The organism is Cyanobium sp. L1E-Cus (assembly GCF_024345755.1).
Lineage (GTDB): Bacteria > Cyanobacteriota > Cyanobacteriia > PCC-6307 > Cyanobiaceae > Cyanobium_A > Cyanobium_A usitatum.
In genome coordinates, this window is sequence record NZ_JAGQBS010000003.1 from 1 (window position 1) to 20,232 (window position 20,232).

The window sequence follows — 20,232 nt, forward strand, 5'->3', positions numbered from 1 at the left end:
GAATAGGCTCAAAGCTACTCTCAAAGAGTAAGAAGAAGGTAAATTAGAGCTGGATCACCCAGAAATCCACCTATCTGCAAAATTGCTCTGTGCTGCCAGCGTGAAACCCTCGTTGACCAGAGCTTCCCTAGATGAGGTACTTTATCGAATCGAAACCTCACAAAGCAACAACGTCTACGACATAACAGGTCCATCTGTCTTTCAGGATGTTCTTGCACAAAGGAGTCACACTTGGCGCCTAGCTCAACACACCTGTTTGCAGGGAAACTTCTCAAACAAGTTTTTCCAATACCTTGACAAGCCCCAAGGATGCTGGACGCAAGAGCAAAAACTTCGCCGCGTTGTTCAGCCCGAGCAAGGAAGGCAGTAGCAAGGCGAACAGTATTCCACTTACTTTCATAAAACAATCAGCTTCAGCCAGCCAAAACCCAAAGAGGCAAGATTTTGAATGACATTCAACCCGGAAGCACCCAACAACGCCTCCAGGGCACGTCGGACTTCAAAGTTATCGACTGCTCAATTTTTTTCAACGAACTTGACTTGCTTAGGCTACGCATAAGCATTCTAGATGAATACGTAGACCACTTTGTAATAGTTGAAGCCAGGCAAACATTCACAGGCCTCTCCAAAAAGTGCATCCTAGATACAGAATGCGCCCACGACATTGCAAGTAATCCCAAGGTAACCATAAAAATAATTGACCTCCCCCATTACTGCGACTCGGCATGGGAGAGGGAAAATTACCAACGCGAGTCTATTTTCACTACAGCGCAGGCATTAGCCACCCATAGCCAAGACATTATTCTGCTATCAGACGTTGACGAAATACCTTCCCCCAGGGCAATTAGATATGCAATTGAAGAAATTCAAAGTAGCAGCGACAAGCTACTCGCAGTTTTCGAGCAAAGACTTTTTTACTTCCGCCTCAATTATGAGCTAGTCTATTCTAAAAAATTACCTTGGCTTGGAACCACCGCAATCAAAGCAGGGCACAAAGTTAGCACTGCAAGCATGCGAGTAACTGGCAGAAATCTACAAGGGCGCAAGCATAAGCATCTATTTGATCACAGCTTGCTCAGGAAACGAATCACTAATGGCGGCTGGCACTTTTCATACTTAGGCAACGACAGCTCCTTGGCAAATAAATTCAAAAGCTTTTCTCATCAAGAAGCTAAAATACAAACAGCAAGGCCCTCAAGTGTGCACGATTTAATTAAAAATCGATCCTCGCTTTTTCGCAAAGAAGCGCATCACGAAATCTGGGCTATTGTTCCTGCTGACAGCCTTGATCTACCAAAAGATATAATAAAGCATCCTGGCTTCCCATTGCTCTTTGCAGAAGTGCCTTGCACATCTCCATCTGAAATTATAAATGATTATATTTCACAGAAGCCACTAATGCGGCTTAAAAAGTGGCTTTCAAGCATAGCCAAACGCCAATGGTGAAATTTACATATTTAGCCTAGCCATCTATCATGCTACGCCAAAACAAGTACTATGATACTCCCGCCTGCCGGAGGGCTCTTGTATGCGAGCATTGATCGAAATAGCCAAAATTCTTCCGCCTTTAACGCATTTTTTTGGCTCGAATAGAGTTATTCACTTTAAAGAAGTTGGCACAACTGGCTTCGGAGACCGCCTTCGCGGCATCTCACTATTAATGCTTTTATCGCGATTATATAAGGTTGATTATTTCTACTATGAAGAGAAAAGTAGCGATGCATTCCCTTGGAACATTACTGATCTAATTGAAATCGAAGGAATTCGCTTTATTCAGGGCGAGGACAGGATAGACGGCTCATATTTTCTCAAGGTTAATCATAATAGCGCCAAGGGAACAATCATTAAGAAATTTGGCTATGAGGGTATGAAAAGGATAAAGCCAAAATCCCCTGTAGTGAAAACCAAAATTGATTCAATGCCCCTTGGTGCTCATTGCATTGGGGTACACATTAGAACGACCGACTCTATTCATACAAATCGTCCCGGTCACGCGCCAAAAGACGTAACAGGAATAATGCTTAAAGCGATTAATAACTTATCCACGCTCAATGGCTGCAGCCATGCCTATCTTGCTTGCGATAGCCTAGAAGCAAGAAATACATGGAGCGATATAATCACGGCGAATACTGATCTACGGGTTATTCACAACTCCGCTTCATATAACAGTGACAGACTTCGCCAAACCAATTCAGACGACATGATTACTGATTTTTTTGCACTCTCAAAATGCGGGTTTCTGTTGCGATCTGTACCATCTGAATTCTCACGATTTGCCGCGCTTACCGGTGGACTCAAAATGAAATATAATCAGCTGGAAGGCAAACTAGTTTAAATAGTAGCAAGCACTGCACCAAATTTTACGTCCTGTCCAGCAATTAACTTAGCCGCCCCAGATGCCAAAACTTTGTCGAAAATAGGCTATGCATTCTTTGTTTGCTGCTTTTCGATCATGACCCTTGTAGACAAAATTTCGTAAAGCTGCGTGCTCAACTTCATTCGAAGTTTGATTTACGACCGGCCTGGATTTAGCATTCAACCAAATTGGGATTCCTTGCATCTCGAGGCAACCAGAAAGCCATACATCGTCGACTGTCCATAAAATATCTGGAATTTGCCAGGCAAAGTCATCAAAAAAATCTGGCTTTACCATTACCCCACCCCATCCTTCTAGAATATCAATATAGCCTGACTTAAGCCATTTCAACGATTTCCATCGCCCCAAACTCAGTATTCTCTGGACTCTGTACCTAAATCCCCTCCGCATCGGCTCTGCTTGTGGATAACGACATGAAATCCAGTGGTTATTATTAACGTAGTCCGGATGCGAAAGATAATTTCCTCGTTCACAGACTACGCAATCTGGTCGCTCTTTTGACGCATCCACAAACCTTTGTGCCCATTCACGATCATAGATCCTGTCATCATCACAGAAAAGAATATTGACATCTTGGCCTCGATATTCTCGACAAGCCGGTAAAATTTTTGTCGCAGGTCCAAGATCTTTATCAACTACGCGTAGACTTACACCCTTTGGCAGCCTAGGGAGATCCGATTCGGCATAGCTAAATCGCTTGTAGCCCCGAGGTATATAGAGGTTGACTGCTGCCACCTCTGCCGTCTGGACAAGCAACGACCATAAGCATTCTTGCACATACTTAAACCTTGGCGGAATAGTTGTTAGCGAAATAATGAGTTTTGTCATTTCCCTAATCAGCTACCAAGCCGGACTGCCATGGCATCTATGCATTTTCCGACCAGTCTTTACCTCTTCAAGCAAAACTTCATGGCTCGGCACGGTGGCACATCTTGAATAAATCAACAGGCAGCGTGCCAGAATTTGATAGACGGGCAGCCAACTAATTGACCTTGAGCGAAACACAATCACTTGGGCAAATAGATGTAATCTAAAAGTCAGGCTTGCTGAACTCAGAAGCTCCATCACATCCGCTCCAAGGTGGGAATACCCAGCAGGCCCAAGCCCAGGGAGAGGGTGTCGGTGGTGAGACGACACAGGGCCAAGCGGGAAGAGCGGGCCGGCTCCTCGGCCTTGAGCACCGGCACCTGGTCGTAGAAGCGGTTGAACACCTGGCTGAGCTCAAACAGGTAGTTGCAAAGCCGATTCGGCAACAACTCCTGCTCCACTTCAGCAATCACCCCATCAAACTTGAGCAGCTCCCGCACCAGCGCCCACTCCTGCGCTTCGCTGAAGGTGAGTGAAGCAACGGTGCCAGCCCCCAGATCGCCGCCCTTGCGGGCGATGCCGGCGATGCGCACCACCGCATAGAGCAGATAGGGCGCCGTGTTGCCCGTAAGTGCCAGCATCCGATCAAAACTGAACTGATAGTTGGTGATCCGATTGGTGCTGAGGTCGGCGTACTTCACCGCCGCCAAGCCCACGGAGGTGGCCACCTGCTGGATGAAGGCCTCGTCTTCGCTGCGCTGCTCATCGGCAAGGCGCTGACGCAGATCAGCCTCTGTGCGCTCCACCGCCTCATCGAGCAGGTCCTTGAGGCGAACCGTGTCGCCGGAGCGGGTCTTGAGCTTTTTGCCATCGTCGCCCTGCACCAAACCGAAGGGCACGTGCTCGACGCCGCAGTGGGAGGGAATCCAGCCCGCCCGCTGGGCCACCTGGAATACGCCAGCAAAATGGCTGGCCTGGCCCGCATCGGTCACATAGATCACTCGGCTGGCTCCATCGCCGCCCGGCCCATGGGCGAAGCGATAGCGAATCGCCGCCAGGTCGGTGGTGGCGTAGTTGAAGCCGCCATCGCTCTTCTGCACGATCAGCGGCAGGGGCTGGCCGTCCTTGCCACTCACCCCCTCAAGAAACACACAACCTGCGCCGGCATCGACCACCAGCAGCCCGGCAGCCCTGAGGTCGTCAACCACAGCCTGCAGGTAGGGGTTGTAGAAGGATTCGCCGCGCTCGGTGAGACGGATGCCGAGCTGGTCGTAGATCTTCTGAAATTCGCGGCGGCTCTGGTCGCACAGCAATCCCCAGGCCTTAAGCGACACCGGATCGCCCCCTTGCAACTTCACCACCTCCTCCCGGGAGGTGTTTTGGAAGCTTTCGTCGTCGTCGAAGCGGGCCTTGGCCTGGCGATAGAAGGACACCAGATCACCCAGATCCACCGCATCCGCCATGGTGAGAGCCTCTGGCGCCACCTGCTTCAAGTGGGTGATCAGCATCCCAAATTGAGTGCCCCAATCGCCCACATGGTTGAGCCGCAGCACCGGGTGGCCGCGAAACTCCAGCACCCGCGCCAAAGCATCACCAATGATCGTGGAGCGCAGGTGCCCCACATGCATCTCCTTGGCGATGTTGGGGCTGGAGAAGTCCACAATCACCGGGGCTTGCAGCTCCACCTTTGGCACCCCCAGGCGCGGATCGCCAAGGCGGGCCTGCAGCTCCGCCGCCAGCCGCTCGGGCCGCAGGGTGAGGTTGATGAAGCCGGGCCCTGCAATCTGGGGCTCCAGGCAGAGCTCGGCAAAGGCGGGATCGGCCGTAAGTTGCGCCACGATCGCCGTGGCAATAGCCCGGGGCGGCTGGCCCAGGGGTTTGGCCAGGGGCAGGGCCCCATTGGCCTGGAAGTCGCCGAATTCCGGCTTAGACGCCGGCGCCAGCTGGGGATCGAGGGGCTGGCCCGCCTCGGGGAAGGCCCGCTGCATCGCTGCCAGGAGCTGGCCCTGCAGGGCGTGGAGAACGGTCAGCATGGCAACGGTGGGCCGCAGTGGCGGCAGGCACTTGCTGTGATCATCCCTCTCCAGCCAGCTGCAGGTCTGCCTCCATTCCCTGCAGCACTACATCGGCCACCAGCTTGATGCGATAGCGGCAGGCCTGGGTTTCGGTGCAGTCGAAACTGCGGTGCTCCCAGTATTTGTTGCTGCCCGCACCACCCCCGCACAGCCCGAAGTACTCACACTCCTGGCGGCAGCGTTCCACACCGGAGCGAATTTCCTGCAGCACCCGCTGCAATTTGTCAGTGGCGGCGATGGCTTCCAGGCTGTCGTGCAACACATGACCAAAAGCAAAATCGCCGTATTCGGCGGTGGGCACCGAAAGCAACTCCGGATCAAAGGTCGACACATTGCCGCGGGCGTCCACATTGACGATCGCGAATGGAGCATTCATGTCGGTTTGGGCCATGCGGGCATTGCTGCAGGCCAAGCTGACGATCCCGTCAAATTCCCGCAGGCGCAGGCTCCCCGGCTGCTCCATGCAGCGCTGCCAAAACCGCTCTAAAAACACCCGATAGCCCTGCTCCGCGCGGGGGGCCTTGAGGCTGGAGGCGGCGTTTTCACCTTCGGTTTCCTCCATGTTGAAGCCCACGTCGGTGATGCCGTGCTCGAGGAAGAAATCAAACAGGCCATCGGCATGGTCGAGGGCGTCGGCGGTGAGCACACAGATCACCTGAAAAGCAATCTGGCGCCGCACCAGCCAGTCGATCCCCCGCATCACCGCCCCATGGGTGGGCAAGCCGGTGCGAGTAACCCGGTGGGCGTCATGCAGGAAGGCAGGGCCATCCATGCTCACCCCCACGTGAATGTCATTGCGCTCGAAGCAGTCGCACCAAGCCCCATTGATCACGGTGGCATTGGTCTGCAGCGACTGGACGATCGTGCTGGCGGGCAGGCCGCGCCGCTCCAGCAGCTGGCGCAAGCGCGCACTGGCTTGGTCGTAGAAGGCGATTGGCGCCATTAACGGTTCGCCCGCATGCCAGAGCAGGGTGAATTGCCCCTCGAAATAGGGGCTATCGAGCACCCGCTCCACCGCCACCTCCAGCAGCTCAAGTGAGAGCTGGGTGCGATCACCCCGATCGGGCAGATAGCAGTAGTCGCAATCGAGGTTGCAATAGGGGGTGGGTTGTACCACCAGCAGCCGCACGGGGCCGTAAGACTGACTTTCCACTTCAGCAGCCCGGGGAGCGATCAGCGCCAGTAGGGACCACCATTTAGGAAGCCCCCATTACGGAAGCCACCATTACGGAAGCCGCCGTTATAGAAGCCCCCATTGCGGAAGCCGCCGTTGTTGAAACCGCCGTTATAGAAGCCGCCGTTGCGAAAGCCGCCGTTGCCCCAGCCCAGGCCCGAGCCGTTGACGAACACATAGGACACGGCGTCATCGGGCAATCCAGAGGCTTCGGCTCCATCGCGCTCCTGCACTGCCGCCGCAATTCGGCTCAGCCGCTCCTCAATGCTGAGGGAGGTTGGTTTAGCTGCGGTTTGGTCCTGGGCTGAAGGCTCATGCTGGGCGCTGGCCAAGGCCAGGGCCGCCGCCCCATCGAGGGGCAGGGAGGCCAGCAGCAACAGGCCGAAGAGATGGGAGCGGTTCAAGAACGCCATAACAACTGCGAAAAGGGTTTCAGCGAGGGGATCAGCGACCGGTCGAAGCAGCCTGACCTTCAAGAACGGGGCGAATCGTCTCAACCCCCAACAGCACAGCCTCAAAGCTGGCGCGGATCGCAGACTCGGGCAATCCCACCGCACTTTCCGGACCGAGCCAGCGGTTCACTGCGGTCACCGTGTCCGGTTGGCCATCGAGGTAGCCCTGGAGCAGCCGGGCAATCGCCAGATTGACCACGTTGCGGAAGGCCGAGTCGTTTTCGGCGAGCACACAGCTCACCGCATAGGCCTCGTAGGGCAAAGCCGGGCTGAGCTCTAAACCTGGCAGCCCCTGCTGGCGCACCAGCCCCGCCAGCACGATCGTGTCGCCAATTACGCCTTCCACGGTGCCGGCCTGCATCGCGGCAACGGCAGCCTTGAGGCTGTCGAAGGCAACGGGCGTGGCCTTGGACTGCATGCCCCGCAGTTCGGTTTCACCCAGCGACTGGCGCACCACCCCAATCCGCCGTCCCGCAAGAGCGGCCGGACTGCCATCAAAACGCCCGGTGGGCGCCAGCAATCTCACGCCGGAAAGGCCGATCGGCAGGGAGAAATCCACCTGCATGTCCACCGCCCAGCTGAACGGCAGGCCACAGGCGAGATCCGCCTTGCCACTGGTGATGCTGTTCACCAGGCTGGCCGGATCGCTGATCGGCGCAAAGCGGACACTCACAGGACGGCCCACGGCCTGGCTGAGCTCAGCGGCAATGCGTTCAGCCACCAAGATGCCGTAGCCGGAGGGCTGGCCCTGGGGGCTCAGCATCATTAGGGGTGGGACGTCGGCGAAACCACTCAGCACCAGCTGGCCGCTGCGAGCTGCCCGCTGCACCGCCCCCTCGAGCTGGGGCTTGGCCGGGGGTTGGGCCGGGAGTTTGGTTTGGGATTGGGCCTGGACCGCCGCCGGCATTGTGGCCAGCAGTCCGAGAGCTCCCACGCCAGCAGCCAGCCGGCGGCCAAGGCCAGCTAAGCGAGGGCTGCGCTTGGAAAAGCTGCGCTTTGGTGCTGCCACCCAACCTCGACATGAACTATCAGAAGTATGCAGAGGCTCGGCGCCACTGCCAACGCTGCTCTGCCAACTGGGCTCAAAAATCAAACCGCATGCTGAGATCAAGCCAAGCGCTGCGGGTGATCGGCGCGCTGGTGGAGATCAGGTCGATGCCGCTGCTGGCGTAGTCGCCTAGCTGCTCGGGCTGCACGCCTGAGGCTTCCAGCACAAGCTGCCGGCCGCCAGCCAGGCTGCGCAACTCGGGCACCAGCTGCCGCAACTGGGCCGGCGGGAATTCATCCAGCAGCACCCCATCAGCACCCGCTTGCACCGCCGCTGCCGCCTCAGCCGCCGTTTCCGCCTCCACAATCACCCGGGCCGGCCAAGGAGCATGGGCCCGCACCGCCGCGATCGCCGCCTCCACCCCACCAGCCACCCCACCCGCCCAAGCCAGGTGGTTTTCCTTGAGCATGGCGGCATCATCGAGGCCCTGGCGGTGGTTGCTGCCGCCCCCGCAGCGAACGGCGTACTTTTCAAGTCGGCGCAGACCCGGCGTGGTTTTGCGGGTGTCGGCAAGGCGCACACCCGTGCCCTCGAGCTCGGCCACCAGGGCGGCGGTGGCAGTGGCGATGCCGGAAAGTCGCATGGCCAAGTTGAGGGCCGTGCGCTCGCCGGCCACCAGGGCAGCGGCCCCACCCTCCAGCTCCAGCAGGCGCTGGCCTGCCACCACCGGCTCACCATCAGCCACCAGCAACTGCAGCCGCAGCGCCGGATCCAGCAAGCGGAACAGCGGCTCCACCAGCACCCCGCCGCAAAACACCCCTGGCGCCTTGGCAAGCCAGTGGGCCCGGCCAGGGCGACCAGCCAGCGCCACAGCCGTGAGATCGCCACGGCCAATATCTTCTGCCAGCCAGGCGCGCAGCTGCAGCTCCAGCTCGGGGGTGAAGGGCAGATGGGCAGCAGGCATTACCCCTCCGGAGCATGACGATCTAATGATGCGAGGTCATAGGCCAGCCGGATACGCCAACGGTTGCCAAATCCGCGCCCACGTATTTACTAAAGCCAGATCCAACGTGCTCCCCCCTTGATCCGCCCCAACCTGCGCAACCTTGCCCCCCTTACTGCCGTTGCGCTGCTGAGCCTGGCGGGATCCGGCACCACCGCCGCCATGGCCCAAACCAAGGCCGCCCTGACACAACCCACCCCTGACGTCCAAATCTTGGACAACAACATTTCCCTCGCCCAAGTGCTCAAGGCCCAGGAAGGTTGGTGCACGGCCCTGCTGCAGATCAGTGCGGACTACGCCAAGGGCGGGATCACCAAAGCCAAGGCAACCGCCACAAAAGTGGTAGATCAAGCCTATGGCTATCAGTACGGGCCAGTGGCCTTCAAGCCAACCTTGGCCTCAGGCGCACAAACCTTTCGCACTGATCGAGAAGGTGCCCTCGCCTACTTTGTGGGCAACAATCCCAAATTCCCCCAAGACAAGGGTTTCGCCATCAAGCCCTGGCGCTCTTGCAGGATTGTGAACCAGGTGATTCAGCTGAATGGGGCATCGGCCACCACCATGGGCAATGTGATCTTCACCGACGCCACTGGCAAAGTCACCAGCGTTGACAAGACCTGGACGTTTGTCAAAGAAAACTATGGCAGCGTGCGCATCGTTCTGCACCATTCATCGCTGAACTACGGCGGCTGAGCCTCACCGCATCTGCAACGATCGCCATGACCAAACCCCGCTGGTGGACCGCCGGTGACCTCGATGGCTTCCTCGGCCTCGGGCTCGACAACCTGATCCAGATCCTGTTGATCGTGGCCCTTTGCCGCGGCGTACTCGGCTATCCCGACAGCCTGATCTTCGGCGCGATCCTTCCTGCCACTGGCATCAGCCTGGTGGTGGGCAACCTGGCTTACGCCCGCCAGGCCTTTCAGCTCGACCAGCGCGAGGGGCGCGACGACCGCACCGCCCTCCCCTACGGGATCAACACGGTGAGCTTGTTCGCCTATGTGTTTCTGGTGATGCTGCCGGTGAAGCTGACGGCCTTGAGCCAGGGCCTGGATCCAGCCGCAGCGGTAACCCTCTCGTGGCGAGCTGGGCTGATCGCCTGCCTGGGTTCGGGGTTGATCGAATGCTCCGGTGCCTTCATCGGCAACAGCCTGCAGCGCTGGCTGCCTCGCGCAGCCCTGCTCTCCACCCTGGCTGGCATTGCCCTGGGCTACATCGCCCTGGGCTTCCTGCTGCGCACCTACGCCCAACCGGTGGTGGGGCTGGCAGTGCTGGCAGTGATCCTGGTGGGCTACTACGCGCCGGTGCGCTGGCCGGTGCCCGCCGGCCTGGTGGCCGTGCTGCTGGGCATAGCCCTGGCCTGGGCCAATGGTTTGATCGACCTCGATCCAGTGCGCTGGCAGAGCAGCACGGCCCTGATTGGGCTCCACATACCCAAGCTGCAACTGGCAGACCTATGGCAGGCGCGCGGCCAGCTAGTGCCCTGGTTGGGGGTAATCGTGCCGATGGGACTTTTCAATGTGATCGGCTCGCTGCAAAACCTGGAGAGCGCCGAAGCCGCCGGCGATCGCTATCCGGTGCCCAGCTCGATGCTGATCAATGGCATTGGCACCCTGGCCGCCGCCACCTTGGGCTCCTGCTTTCCCACCACCATCTACATCGGCCACCCGGGCTGGAAAGCCATGGGCGCCCGCATTGGCTACTCCTGGCTCAATGGCGTGGTGATGGGCGCCGCCTGCCTGCTGGGCTTGTTTGGAGTGGTCGGCCAACTGGTGCCGATTGAAGCCGGTATGGCGATCGTGCTTTACATCGGCCTGGTGATCGCTGCCCAGGCCTTCCAGGCCACGCCGCCTCGCCATGCTCCGGCCGTGGCCCTCGGGCTGTTGCCCGGGCTGGCCGGCTGGGGAGCCCTGATGCTGAAAGCGGGGCTGCGGGCCGGTGGCAGCGGCACGGCCGCCAACCCCTTTGGGCCAGCCATGCTGGCGCCCCTGGCCCAGGCCGATGTGTGGGCCGCCGGGGCCTTCGCCCTTGAGCAAGGCCAGATCATCACGGCGATGCTGCTGGCGGGCATGCTCGTGTACGTGATCGAGGCCCGCCTGCTGGCGGCGGCGGCCTGCGCAGCCATCGCAGCCGTGCTGTCCTGGTTTGGTGTGATCCACGCCTGGCAATTCACCAGCTCAGACACCGTGCTGCAGCTGGGCTGGGGCGTGGGCCAGAGCTGGGCCCTCGGCTATGGGTTGATGGCCCTGGTGTTCCTGGCAACCCGTTGGGGCCTCCGGCCTCAGCGCTGATGCTGCAGCAAACCGAGGGTGAGATTGTCTGGGTCGGTCTGCAGGTAGACGTAGCCACCACCATTGGCGAGCAGCACCACTTTGTAGTTGTAGGAGGCGCCCGCAGAGTCTCTCTGGGTCATCGAACCCAGGCAGCTGGCAGCCAGCTTGAGGCTGCCGCTGTAGGTGGCCCGGTCCTGGCGTCCGGCGTAGCTCGACATCGCCAGGCCCTGCACTGCCCCTGCCTGCCACCACTCCCGCTGCACCACCGCATTGGGCTGCCAACTGCCGGCTAGCCAGCTCTGGCCCTGCTGCTGGCTGGTGACCAGGCCATCGAGCTCGGGCCGGCAAGCGCCTGGCGCCTGGGCCACGTAGCGCAACGACAACACCTCACTGGGTGCTACCACCAGGGAAGTGCGCGGCCGGCCCAGTCGATCCAGGGCGACCGCGTCAGCCATGGCACCGGCCGAACCCTGGCGCTCAACTAATGCCCAGCAGTTGGCATCGGCTTTCACCTGGCCGCTGTAGCGATCTTCCGTAAAACGGCGACCCTCCCGCAGGTAGCGCACCCCTTCGATGCGGCCATCGGCAAACCAGCGCTCCTGCATCAGCAGGGCCGTGGGTTCGCCCCGCTGCTGACCGCTCCCGAGCACCACAAAGGTGCCAGGCGCGGGTGCTTTGCACTGGGCCAGGGCCGCCGCAGCCGACTTTTCAGCAGCTCCTGCCCCTGGCACCAGGCCAGCGCAAATAGCCACGGCAGCGAGCAGGGCGCGGGGGCTGGCCATCGACGCACACCATCAAGTGATTGCAGTTTGGCAAGAGGCAGTTTTTAAGAGCCCTACTTGCCAATACAGAAACGCGAAAACACCCGATCCAGCACTGCCTCGCTCACCGCCTCGCCGGTGATCTCACCGAGGGCACGCACAGCGGCGCGCAGGTCAATCGTCCAGAAGTCCCAGGGCAGCTGCTGCGCCGCAGCTTCAAGGGCAGCCCCCAGGCTCAGGGCTGCCGCCGCCGCCAGATCCCGTTGGCGGGCATTGAGTGCCACCTGCACGCCTTCGAGGCAGCCAGCTCCGCAGCGGCGCAGCAGCTCCGCCACCAGCTCATCGCGGCCGGCGCCAGTGAGGGCGCTGAAGCGCACATCTGCCGGCTCCCCATCCCCCGCGGGCACCAGACCCACCTGCAGGCCAGCCCCATCAGCCTTGTTGCCTGCCACCAGCAGCACGACGCCCTCGGGCACCAGCTCCCGCAGGGCCTGATCCTCCAGGCTCCAGCCCGCCTCCAGATCAAATAGCAACAGCACCGCATCAGCGGCGGCCAGGGCCTGGCGGGAGCGCTCGATGCCCAGCTGCTCAACCCGGTCGCTGGTGGGGCGAATGCCGGCGGTGTCGAGCAGGGTGAGAGGCACGCCGTCAAGCACCAGCTCGCTTTCCAGCAGGTCGCGGGTGGTGCCCGGTAGGTCGGTCACGATCGCCCGCTCTCGCTGGCTGAGCAGGTTGAGCAGGCTGGATTTGCCCACGTTGGGCCGGCCCACGATCGCCACCCGCAGGCCCCGGCGCAGCAACTCCCCCTGGCGCGCCTCAGCCACCAGTTGCTCCAGCTCAAGCCGCACCGCCTCCAATTCGGCCGTTACTGCCGCGCCATCGAGGGGGGGTAGGTCCTCCTCGAAGTCCACCCGCGCCTCCAGCTCCGCCAACTGATCCAGCAGCCGCTCGCGCAGGGCGCCGATGCGCAGCTGCAGGCCGCCATCGAGGCCAGCCATGGCCAGCTGGGCCGCCCGGCGGCTGCGGGCCGTGATCATTTCGCTGATCGCCTCGGCGCGGGTGAGGTCGAGCCGGCCGTTTAAAAACGCCCGCTGGCTGAATTCCCCCGGCAGGGCCCGCCGCGCCCCAGCCGCCAGCACCAGCTCCAGCACCCGCTGCACCGCCACCAGGCCGCCATGGCAGTGCAGTTCCACCACGTCTTCCCGGGTGAAGCTGCGGGGGGCCCGCATCAGCAGCAGCAGGGCCTCATCGAGCCGCTCGCCACTAGCAGGATCCACCACATGGCCGTAGAGCACCCGGTGACTCTCCCAGCTCTGCTGGCCGGGGGCCGCAAACAACTGCCGGCCGATCGGCTCGGCCTCGGGGCCAGAAATCCGCACGATCGCCACACTGCCCTCGCCTGGAGCCACAGCGGTGGCCACGGCGGCGATGGTGTCAGCAAATCCGGCGGGGTCTGGCATGACCCCATTTCAGCGCCAAAGTGCCCACAGATCGAGCACCCGGCTCAGGGATTAGCCAGGCCGGGAAACACCATCAAATCGATATGGCCACCAACGGGATGGCGCCATTCGCGGAATTCCTCGGCCAAGGCGTGCTGCTCGCGGGGCAGGGCCTGGGCCTGCAGGTCCTGGAGCCGCTGGTGCACCAAGTCCAGGGTGTCGTCTATCAGTTGGGCCGCCTGCTCGGAGGTCATGGTGGGGAATCCGGGGAATGGGCAGGTTGTAACTGGGCTTTCAAAGGCACGCTGTAGCGGACATCACGACCGCGCCAGCCGCACCTATGAGGGCAAACGCCTCAACAGTGAGAGAATCAGCTTCTATTCAGGGGCACTCGTGACGAACGGCAAGGGATCTGCGCGCTCAGCACTGTCAACCCTGCTGCTTGGCTTCGGCGCCGTCGGCGGCTTGGCCCTGCTGGTGTGGCTGACGCTGGTGATGCTTGACCTCAAACATCTCAACACCTCCGGCTTCACCCTGCCCTAGCCGATGCCCGTGCGGGCGATGTCCAGCACATCGGCCATGGAGCGGATTTGATTGATCGTGCTAGCTAGCTGGCTGGAACTCTCAAGCTCCACCCGCAGATCGATGCGGGCCGGCTTGCCGGGATTGGTGCGCACCCGGGCATCGCAGACGTTGATGCGGTGATCGGAAAGGCGAGTGAGGATGTCTTTAAGCACCCCAACGCGATCGAGCACCTCGATGCGCAGTTGCACCGGGTAGCGGCGCGGGCGCGTCTCGGAGGCGGAATTCCAGCGCACCGGCAGCCGCCTTTCGGCCGGCACCTGGGACACATTGGAGCAGTCCTGGCGGTGGATGGTGATGCCGTGGTTGCCGAGAGCCACCGCCCCAAGAATCTGCTCGCCAGGCAGGGGACTGCAGCAGCCCCCGAGCCTGTAATCGAGGCCCTCAAGGCCAAGGATTGAGCTGGTGCCACCCCCACCCACCGGCGCTTGATGCGCCACCTGGGCAGCGTGGGCCGCCACCTTGGCCGCGACCTGCTCATTGCTGACCACGGGGGTGGAGGCTTCGCTGGCCAGGCGCATTTCCTCCCGCAGCCTGTTGAGCACCTGATGCAGGGTGACCCCACCAAAGCCGAGGGAGGCCAGCAGGTCTTCGGTGCAGGTGAGATTGCAGCGGCGGGCCACCTTGGCCATCGCCTCACCATTGAGCAGGGCATCGAAGCCATCGCGGCCGAGCTCGCGCTCGAGCATCTCGGTGCCGCGCTGGAGGTTGTCTTCGCGGTGGCTGGTTTTGTACCAGTGGCGAATGCGATTACGGGCCGTGGGGGTAGCCACGAAATTGAGCCAGTCGAGGCTTGGGTGGGCCGTTTTGGCGGTAACCACCTGCACGAAGTCACCATTCCGCAGAGGTGTGGCGAGCGGGCATAGCCGGTCATTAATGCGCACACCTTGGCAATGATTGCCGATTTCCGAGTGGATGCGATAGGCGAAATCTACGGCCGTAGAACCCTTACGCAAACCCACCACATCGCCATTGGGAGTAAATACGAATACCTCCTCATCAAAGAGATCTTCTTTGATCGAGCGCAGGAAGTCGTTGCTGTCGGTGCCGCCGTCATCCTTCTGCCAATCAACCAGCTGCCGCAGCCAGTTGAACCGCTCGGCATCGGCTCCAGAGGCGGCAGGCGAACCGCCCTCCTTGTATTTCCAATGGGCAGCAATGCCGTATTCGGCCACCTGGTGCATATCGGTGGTGCGAATCTGCACTTCGATCGGCCGGTGCCGGCCGATAACCGCCGTATGCAGGGATTGGTAGCCATTGGGCTTGGGCAAGCCGATGTAATCCTTGAAGCGCCCCGGGATCGGCCGGAAGGTGTCGTGCACCACCGCAAGAGCCCGATAACAACTCTCGAAGTTGGGGCAAAGAATCCGCAGAGCCGCCACGTCGTAGATCTCGTGGAACGCCTTCTGCTGGCGCTGCATCTTGCTCCAGATGCCATAAAGGTGCTTGGGCCGGCCGCTTACTTCGCAATTGGCCAAGCCCACGGCGGCAAGCCGGTCTCGCAGCAATTGCACCGTGACCGCCAGGCGCTCCTCGCGCTCGCTGCGCTTGGTGGCCACCTGCTGCTGCACGTCCCGGTAGGCCTCGGGCTCGAGGATCTTGAAAGCCAGATCTTCCAGCTCCCACTTCAGCCGGCCAATGCCGAGGCGATTGGCCAAGGGGGCATAGATCTCCCGGGTTTCCCGGGCGATGCGCAACTGCTTTTCGGGCTTGAGCGCCGCGATGGTGCGCATGTTGTGCAACCGATCGGCCAGCTTCACCAGCACCACCCGGATGTCGCTGGCCATGGCCAGGAACATGCGGCGCAGGTTTTCAGCCTGGGCTTCGGTGTGGTTGGTGAAGTGAATGCCGCCGAGCTTGGTAACCCCCTCCACCAGGGCCCGCACCTCGGCGCCGAAGTGCTGTTCGATCTCCTCAGCGGTGACCTCGGTGTCCTCCACCACGTCGTGCAGGAAGCCCGCAGCGATCACGCCGGCGCTGGCACCGATATCGCGCAGTAGGTCGGCAACGGCGACCGGATGAATGATGTAGGGCTCGCCACTGGCCCGAAACTGGCCCTCGTGCAGCTGGTAGGCGAAGTCAAAAGCGGAAGCCAGCAGGGCCTCGGCATCGGTGGGGCAGCTCACCCCCTGTCCCGGCGGCACATGCTCGATGCAGCGCTGCAACCACTCCGGCAAGGGCACGCCGTAGTCGGCAGGACTGCGAATGGGCTTGCGCACCAGATCTGGAGCTGCCGCCACTCGAGTAGCTACGGCTGTTGCATCCAGATTCGGGGCCGCCCTGAGCATTTCAGCCTGCGCCTTCCCCTCATCGTAGGCAAGTGGGGCCAAGCTGGTGGCCATGACCAGCCCCGTGCTCGCAATTGAGAACCTGGTGGTGCGCTATCCGGACGCGGAGCGCCCCACCCTCGACGGCCTGAACCTGACCCTGGCGGCCGGCGATCGCCTGGCCCTGGTGGGTCCTTCCGGCTGCGGCAAAAGCACCGTGGCCCGGGCAGTGCTGCAACTACTGCCCCCGGGCAGCCAGTGCAGTGGCTCCCTGCTGCTAGCGGGTCAGAACCCCAGCCAAATGGCCCGTCCGGCCCTGCGCCAACTGCGCGGTGAAGCGGTGGGGCTGGTGTTCCAGGACCCGATGACCCGCCTCAACCCGCTGCTGACGATCGGCGATCACCTGGCCGACACCCTGGCGGCCCACCGGCCCCGCTGGCAGAGGCGCCAGGTGCGGCAACGGGCGGAAACCCTTCTGATCCGGGTGGGCATCGGCCCGGAGCGCTACGGCAGCTATCCCCATGAATTCAGTGGCGGCATGCGCCAGCGCTTAGCGATCGCCCTGGCGATGGCCCTGGAGCCGCCGCTGGTGATCGCCGATGAACCCACCACCAGCCTGGATGTGGCCGTAGCCGGCCAGGTGATGGCGGAGCTCAGCAACCTCTGCCGCGAAGCGGGCAGCGCCCTGCTGCTGATCAGCCACGACCTGGCCATGGCGGGCCGCTGGTGCGACCAGATCGCCGTACTTGATCAGGGACGCCTGGTGGAACAGGCGCCAGCCCGGCAGTTGCTGATGGCCCCCGCCTCCGCCCTGGCCCAACGGCTGGTGGCCAAGGCACGGGAGCGGGAGGGCGCCGAAAGTTTCCCGCCACCGCCAGCACCACTGCTGCTGGAAATCGAGCAGCTGCGCAGCTGGCATCCACTGCCATCCCTGCCCTGGCAAGCCCGCTGGCTTAAGGCGGTGGATGGCGTCAGCCTGCGCCTGCAGCAGGGCGAAACCATCGGCTTGGTGGGAGCCTCCGGCTGCGGCAAAAGCACCCTCTGCCGCGCCCTGATGGGGCTGGCGCCGGTGCGGGGTGGCACGGTGCGGCTGCAGGGCACAAACCTGCTCAGCCTGCGGGGCCGAGCACTGCGCCAGGCCAGGCGCGGCATTCAGATGGTGTTTCAGGACCCGCTGGCCTGCCTCAACCCCCAGATGGTGGTGGGTGAGGCGATTGCCGATCCCCTGCTGATCCACGGCCTGGCCAACCGCTCCCAGGCCCGTCAACGCGCCCGCGAACTGCTGACAGCGGTGGGGCTCACCCCCCCGGAAAGCTTTGAAAACCGCCTGCCCCGCACACTCTCTGGTGGTCAGCAGCAACGGGTAGCGATTGCCCGTGCCCTGATCCTGGAGCCCCAGGTGCTGCTCTGCGATGAGAGCGTCAGCATGCTGGATGCCGAGGTGCAGGCAGATGTGCTGGCCCTGTTGCGGGAGCTGCAGGAGCGCCTGGGGTTGGGGATGCTGTTTGTCACCCACGACCTGTCGGTGGCCAGTGGCTTCTGCCACCGGGTGCTGGTGCTGGAGGGGGGGAAGATCGTGGAGGAGGGCCCCGGCTCCCGGCTGCTGAGCGATCCCCAGACCGCCATCACCAGAATCCTGGTGGAAGCCTGCCCGCGACTGCCCATAGCTGCATGACCCTGCCTAGCGCCGCCTGAGCACGGCCAGCAAACGCTCGAACACCTCCGGCAGCGGCGCTTCGCACACCAGCCGCTGCTTGGTGATCGGGTGATCAAGTCCCAGCTGCACGGCGTGCAAAGCCTGGCCAGGCAGCTCGAGCGGCAGCTTGCGGCAGCGGGAGTAGGTGGGGTCGCCCACGATCGGGTGACCCACGTGGGCGCAGTGCACCCGGATCTGGTGGGTGCGACCGGTGTCGAGCTTGAAACGCAGCAGGCTGTAATCCCCCAAGCGCTCTACCAGGCGCCAGTGGGTGCAGGCATGACGCCCCGAATCGTCGTGAACCACGGCATATTTTTTGCGGTCGACGGGATGGCGGCCGATCGCCCCGACGATCGTGCCGGAGTCGCCAGCTGGCTGGCCGTGCACCACCGCCAGGTACTGGCGAGAGGCGATGCGCTTCTGAATCTGCACCTGCAGCTTCACCAGGGCCTCCTGGCTCTTGGCCACGACGATGCAGCCCGTGGTGTCCTTATCGAGCCGATGCACGATGCCGGGCCGTAGTTCGCCGCCGATGCCGGGCAGGTCTGGGCAGTGGTGCAACAGGCCATTCACCAGGGTGCCGTCCTTGTTGCCAGGGGCCGGGTGCACCGTGAGCCCGGCGGGCTTGTTGAGCACGATCAGGTGGGCGTCTTCAAACAGCACATCAAGCGGCATCGCCTGGGGCAGCAGGTAGGGAAGGGGCTCGGGCGGCGGCATCCACAGCGACACGCTGTCGCCTTGACGCAGGGGTGTCTTGGCCCGCCCCGTGACGCCGTTCACCCGCACGTAGCCCGCCTCGATGAACTTCTGGATCCGGGCGCGGCTCTGCTCCGGCCGCTGGGCCACCAGCCAGCGATCCAGCCGCATCGGCAGCGGCTTGGGATAGGTGAGCGTCAGCAGCTCACCTTCGCCCTCACCAAATTCGCTCATGGAGGAGTCAAAACCGGCAGCTCAAGCGCAATGGCCCCCAAGCGAGCGCAGCGAAAATCATCGAGCAGCTTGGTGGCCATGCGCAGGCTGTCGCCACTGGTATGGCGCTCCGCAGCGGTCCCCAACCAGCCCTCCACATCGGGGCCGCCGCCAGGCAGCACACCCAGGGGGATGCCATAGCGCTGGCCCACCAGCCCAGCCGGAACGCCAGCAGCTGGCTCGGCTTCAAGCAGGGTGAGCAGCTGCAGGAAGGCCCTGGCTGCGGCTTCGTTGTCGTAGGCCGCCTGGCCGATGTCGTCGCACAAGGCCAAGCGCAGGGCTGCCTGCTGGTCGTCGAGGCGGGGCGGCAGCACGCCGGGGGCGTCGAGCAGGTCGAGGTCCTGGCCCAGCCGCACCCAGCGCAAGCTGCGAGTCACACCGGCACGGCGGGCGCTGTCTACGACTTTCTGACGCACCAGCCGATTGATCAGGGCCGATTTACCCACATTGGGGAAGCCCAGCATCAGCGCCCGCACCGGCCGTGGCTTCATGCCGCGCCCAGCCCGGCGAACATTGAGGGCTACGCCGGCTCGGATCGCCGCCTGCTGCAGCTGCTTAACGCCGGTGCCGGCCTTGGCATCACACCACCAGCAGGTCTGCTCCTGGGCTCGAAACCAGGCGGTCCAGGCCTGGCGCACCGGCGGCGGGATCATGTCGACCCGGTTGAGCACCAGCAGGTGTTGCTTATTGCCGATCCAGCGCTGCAGCCGCGGGTGGGAGGTGGCCATGGGTATGCGGGCATCGCGCACCTCGATCACCAGGTCCACCTTGGCCAGGTTGGCGCTGAGAGCTTTCTCCGCCTTAGCGATGTGGCCTGGGTACCACTGAATCGCAGGAGCGTTGACGCTGAGCGGAAGCGTCTGGGGCATCAGGGCACCACCAGCACCGGACAGGGAGCCAGCTGGATCACCCGGGCGGCGGTGCTCTGCTGATCGCTCTCGATCGCAATGCCGCGGGTGCCCATCACGATCACGTCAGCATTGATCTCATCTGCCACATCGCCGATCACGAAGGCGGGCTTGCCCTCCCGCTCGATCACCTGGCAGCTGACGCCGGCCTCTTCAAAGCGAGCGCGGGCTTGCTGCAGCAGGGCAGCAACCGCCGCTGGGTCGTCCTGCTCGGGCTCCACTACCGACAGCAACACCAGGGTACTGGAGTGCTGCTGGGCCAGTTTCAAGGCCACCGCAGCCGTTTCCATCGCCTGGCGGCTCTGGTCGATGGGAAAGAGAACGGTGTCAAACATGGGGCGTAATGCGGCCGGGCAGATGCAAGCCCGTGGCTTCAGTCTGGGGGTCGATTCGTCGCCCGGCCAGGGCGGATGGCAGGGGGGAATCCGAAGCCTGGGCTGGCTGGGGCCCGCGGGGGCTAA

General features: G+C 62.1%; 19 protein-coding genes. 6 read left to right on the top strand and 13 right to left on the bottom strand.

Annotation, left to right across the window (positions count from 1 at the left end; all coding sequences use genetic code 11):
• The first annotated feature begins 444 nt into the window (after positions 1-444).
• Both KBZ22_RS02865 and KBZ22_RS02870 read left to right on the top strand, forming a co-directional pair.
• A complete protein-coding gene (locus KBZ22_RS02865) occupies positions 445-1,446 on the top strand; it encodes a hypothetical protein (protein WP_255020962.1) in 1,002 nt (333 codons plus the stop codon).
• A gap of 82 nt (positions 1,447-1,528) precedes the next feature.
• Positions 1,529-2,335 (top strand): hypothetical protein, encoded by an 807-nt coding sequence (locus tag KBZ22_RS02870; protein WP_255020963.1) that lies wholly within the window; start codon positions 1,529-1,531, stop codon positions 2,333-2,335.
• Positions 2,336-2,383: 48 nt separating this feature from the next.
• Here the strand turns inward: KBZ22_RS02870 and KBZ22_RS02875 are convergent, their stop codons facing one another.
• The 6 genes from KBZ22_RS02875 to nadC all read right to left on the bottom strand — a co-directional run bounded on the left by KBZ22_RS02875 (position 2,384) and on the right by nadC (position 8,837).
• Positions 2,384-3,205 (bottom strand): glycosyltransferase family A protein, encoded by an 822-nt coding sequence (locus KBZ22_RS02875; protein WP_255020964.1) that lies wholly within the window; start codon positions 3,203-3,205, stop codon positions 2,384-2,386.
• 236 nt (positions 3,206-3,441) lie between these two features.
• Entirely contained in the window at positions 3,442-5,217 is a 1,776-nt protein-coding gene (argS, locus tag KBZ22_RS02880) for an arginine--tRNA ligase (protein ID WP_255020965.1), read from the bottom strand.
• Between the two features lie 40 nt (positions 5,218-5,257).
• Entirely contained in the window at positions 5,258-6,412 is a 1,155-nt protein-coding gene (grrM, locus tag KBZ22_RS02885) for a cyclophane-forming radical SAM/SPASM peptide maturase GrrM/OscB (protein ID WP_255020966.1), read from the bottom strand.
• Between the two features lie 20 nt (positions 6,413-6,432).
• Positions 6,433-6,846, bottom strand: coding sequence for a GrrA/OscA1 family cyclophane-containing rSAM-modified RiPP (gene grrA / locus KBZ22_RS02890; protein WP_255020967.1), 414 nt, complete (start codon positions 6,844-6,846; stop codon positions 6,433-6,435).
• A 31-nt stretch (positions 6,847-6,877) separates the two neighbouring features.
• Positions 6,878-7,894: an extracellular substrate binding-like orphan protein GrrP gene (grrP, locus tag KBZ22_RS02895; protein WP_255020968.1), complete on the bottom strand. Its 1,017-nt coding sequence runs from the start codon at positions 7,892-7,894 to the stop codon at positions 6,878-6,880.
• A 73-nt stretch (positions 7,895-7,967) separates the two neighbouring features.
• Positions 7,968-8,837, bottom strand: a complete 870-nt coding sequence (gene nadC, locus KBZ22_RS02900) for a carboxylating nicotinate-nucleotide diphosphorylase (protein WP_255020969.1) — start codon at positions 8,835-8,837, stop codon at positions 7,968-7,970.
• Positions 8,838-8,954: 117 nt separating this feature from the next.
• Between nadC and KBZ22_RS02905 the strand changes: the two genes are divergently transcribed.
• Positions 8,955-9,569, top strand: a complete 615-nt coding sequence (locus KBZ22_RS02905; RefSeq protein WP_255020970.1) for a phosphoribosyl-AMP cyclohydrolase — start codon at positions 8,955-8,957, stop codon at positions 9,567-9,569.
• 26 nt (positions 9,570-9,595) lie between these two features.
• Entirely contained in the window at positions 9,596-11,167 is a 1,572-nt protein-coding gene (locus KBZ22_RS02910; protein WP_255020971.1) for an NCS2 family permease, read from the top strand.
• On the opposite strand, the gene KBZ22_RS02915 is transcribed toward KBZ22_RS02910, so the two are convergent.
• The 3 genes from KBZ22_RS02915 to KBZ22_RS02925 are packed head-to-tail and all read right to left on the bottom strand — an operon-like array spanning position 11,158 to position 13,603.
• Positions 11,158-11,931 carry a hypothetical protein gene (locus KBZ22_RS02915; RefSeq protein ID WP_255020972.1) on the bottom strand — a complete coding sequence of 258 codons (774 nt, stop codon included), beginning with the start codon at positions 11,929-11,931 and terminating at the stop codon, positions 11,158-11,160. The genes KBZ22_RS02910 and KBZ22_RS02915 overlap by 10 nt on opposite strands.
• Positions 11,932-11,984: 53 nt before the next feature.
• Entirely contained in the window at positions 11,985-13,370 is a 1,386-nt protein-coding gene (gene mnmE, locus KBZ22_RS02920) for a tRNA uridine-5-carboxymethylaminomethyl(34) synthesis GTPase MnmE (RefSeq protein ID WP_254931774.1), read from the bottom strand.
• Positions 13,371-13,414: 44 nt separating this feature from the next.
• Positions 13,415-13,603, bottom strand: a complete 189-nt coding sequence (locus KBZ22_RS02925; protein WP_254931775.1) for a hypothetical protein — start codon at positions 13,601-13,603, stop codon at positions 13,415-13,417.
• 139 nt (positions 13,604-13,742) lie between these two features.
• On the opposite strand from KBZ22_RS02925, the gene KBZ22_RS02930 reads away from it, so the two are divergent.
• A complete protein-coding gene (locus KBZ22_RS02930) occupies positions 13,743-13,892 on the top strand; it encodes a hypothetical protein (RefSeq protein ID WP_193486314.1) in 150 nt (49 codons plus the stop codon).
• On the opposite strand, the gene KBZ22_RS02935 is transcribed toward KBZ22_RS02930, so the two are convergent.
• Positions 13,889-16,219, bottom strand: coding sequence for a bifunctional (p)ppGpp synthetase/guanosine-3',5'-bis(diphosphate) 3'-pyrophosphohydrolase (locus KBZ22_RS02935; RefSeq protein ID WP_255021173.1), 2,331 nt, complete (start codon positions 16,217-16,219; stop codon positions 13,889-13,891). The two genes, KBZ22_RS02930 and KBZ22_RS02935, sit on opposite strands and share 4 nt — an antisense overlap.
• Before the next feature lie 52 nt (positions 16,220-16,271).
• Between KBZ22_RS02935 and KBZ22_RS02940 the strand changes: the two genes are divergently transcribed.
• Positions 16,272-17,873, top strand: coding sequence for an ABC transporter ATP-binding protein (locus tag KBZ22_RS02940; protein ID WP_255020973.1), 1,602 nt, complete (start codon positions 16,272-16,274; stop codon positions 17,871-17,873).
• Positions 17,874-17,879: 6 nt separating this feature from the next.
• Here KBZ22_RS02940 and KBZ22_RS02945 read toward each other — a convergent pair whose 3' ends face one another.
• The 3 genes from KBZ22_RS02945 to KBZ22_RS02955 are packed head-to-tail and all read right to left on the bottom strand — an operon-like array spanning position 17,880 to position 20,106.
• Entirely contained in the window at positions 17,880-18,824 is a 945-nt protein-coding gene (locus KBZ22_RS02945; protein WP_255020974.1) for an RluA family pseudouridine synthase, read from the bottom strand.
• Complete coding sequence (gene ylqF, locus KBZ22_RS02950; RefSeq protein WP_255020975.1) at positions 18,821-19,732, bottom strand: ribosome biogenesis GTPase YlqF; 912 nt, start codon at positions 19,730-19,732, stop codon at positions 18,821-18,823. Before ylqF ends, KBZ22_RS02945 begins: the two co-directional genes overlap by 4 nt.
• Positions 19,732-20,106, bottom strand: coding sequence for a universal stress protein (locus KBZ22_RS02955; RefSeq protein ID WP_254942239.1), 375 nt, complete (start codon positions 20,104-20,106; stop codon positions 19,732-19,734). The genes ylqF and KBZ22_RS02955 overlap by 1 nt, the downstream gene beginning before the upstream one ends.
• Positions 20,107-20,232: the final 126 nt, after the last annotated feature.

Coding starts and splice junctions, on each gene's coding strand:
- KBZ22_RS02870 (WP_255020963.1), top strand. CDS start 1,529: ATGCGAGCATTGATCGAAATAGCCAAAATTCTTCCGCCTTTAACGCAT.
- KBZ22_RS02875 (WP_255020964.1), bottom strand. CDS start 3,205: ATGACAAAACTCATTATTTCGCTAACAACTATTCCGCCAAGGTTTAAG.
- argS (WP_255020965.1), bottom strand. CDS start 5,217: ATGCTGACCGTTCTCCACGCCCTGCAGGGCCAGCTCCTGGCAGCGATG.
- grrA (WP_255020967.1), bottom strand. CDS start 6,846: ATGGCGTTCTTGAACCGCTCCCATCTCTTCGGCCTGTTGCTGCTGGCC.
- nadC (WP_255020969.1), bottom strand. CDS start 8,837: ATGCCTGCTGCCCATCTGCCCTTCACCCCCGAGCTGGAGCTGCAGCTG.
- KBZ22_RS02910 (WP_255020971.1), top strand. CDS start 9,596: ATGACCAAACCCCGCTGGTGGACCGCCGGTGACCTCGATGGCTTCCTC.
- KBZ22_RS02915 (WP_255020972.1), bottom strand. CDS start 11,931: ATGGCCAGCCCCCGCGCCCTGCTCGCTGCCGTGGCTATTTGCGCTGGC.
- mnmE (WP_254931774.1), bottom strand. CDS start 13,370: ATGCCAGACCCCGCCGGATTTGCTGACACCATCGCCGCCGTGGCCACC.
- KBZ22_RS02925 (WP_254931775.1), bottom strand. CDS start 13,603: ATGACCTCCGAGCAGGCGGCCCAACTGATAGACGACACCCTGGACTTG.
- KBZ22_RS02935 (WP_255021173.1), bottom strand. CDS start 16,219: ATGCTCAGGGCGGCCCCGAATCTGGATGCAACAGCCGTAGCTACTCGA.
- KBZ22_RS02940 (WP_255020973.1), top strand. CDS start 16,272: ATGACCAGCCCCGTGCTCGCAATTGAGAACCTGGTGGTGCGCTATCCG.
- KBZ22_RS02945 (WP_255020974.1), bottom strand. CDS start 18,824: ATGAGCGAATTTGGTGAGGGCGAAGGTGAGCTGCTGACGCTCACCTAT.
- ylqF (WP_255020975.1), bottom strand. CDS start 19,732: ATGCCCCAGACGCTTCCGCTCAGCGTCAACGCTCCTGCGATTCAGTGG.
- KBZ22_RS02955 (WP_254942239.1), bottom strand. CDS start 20,106: ATGTTTGACACCGTTCTCTTTCCCATCGACCAGAGCCGCCAGGCGATG.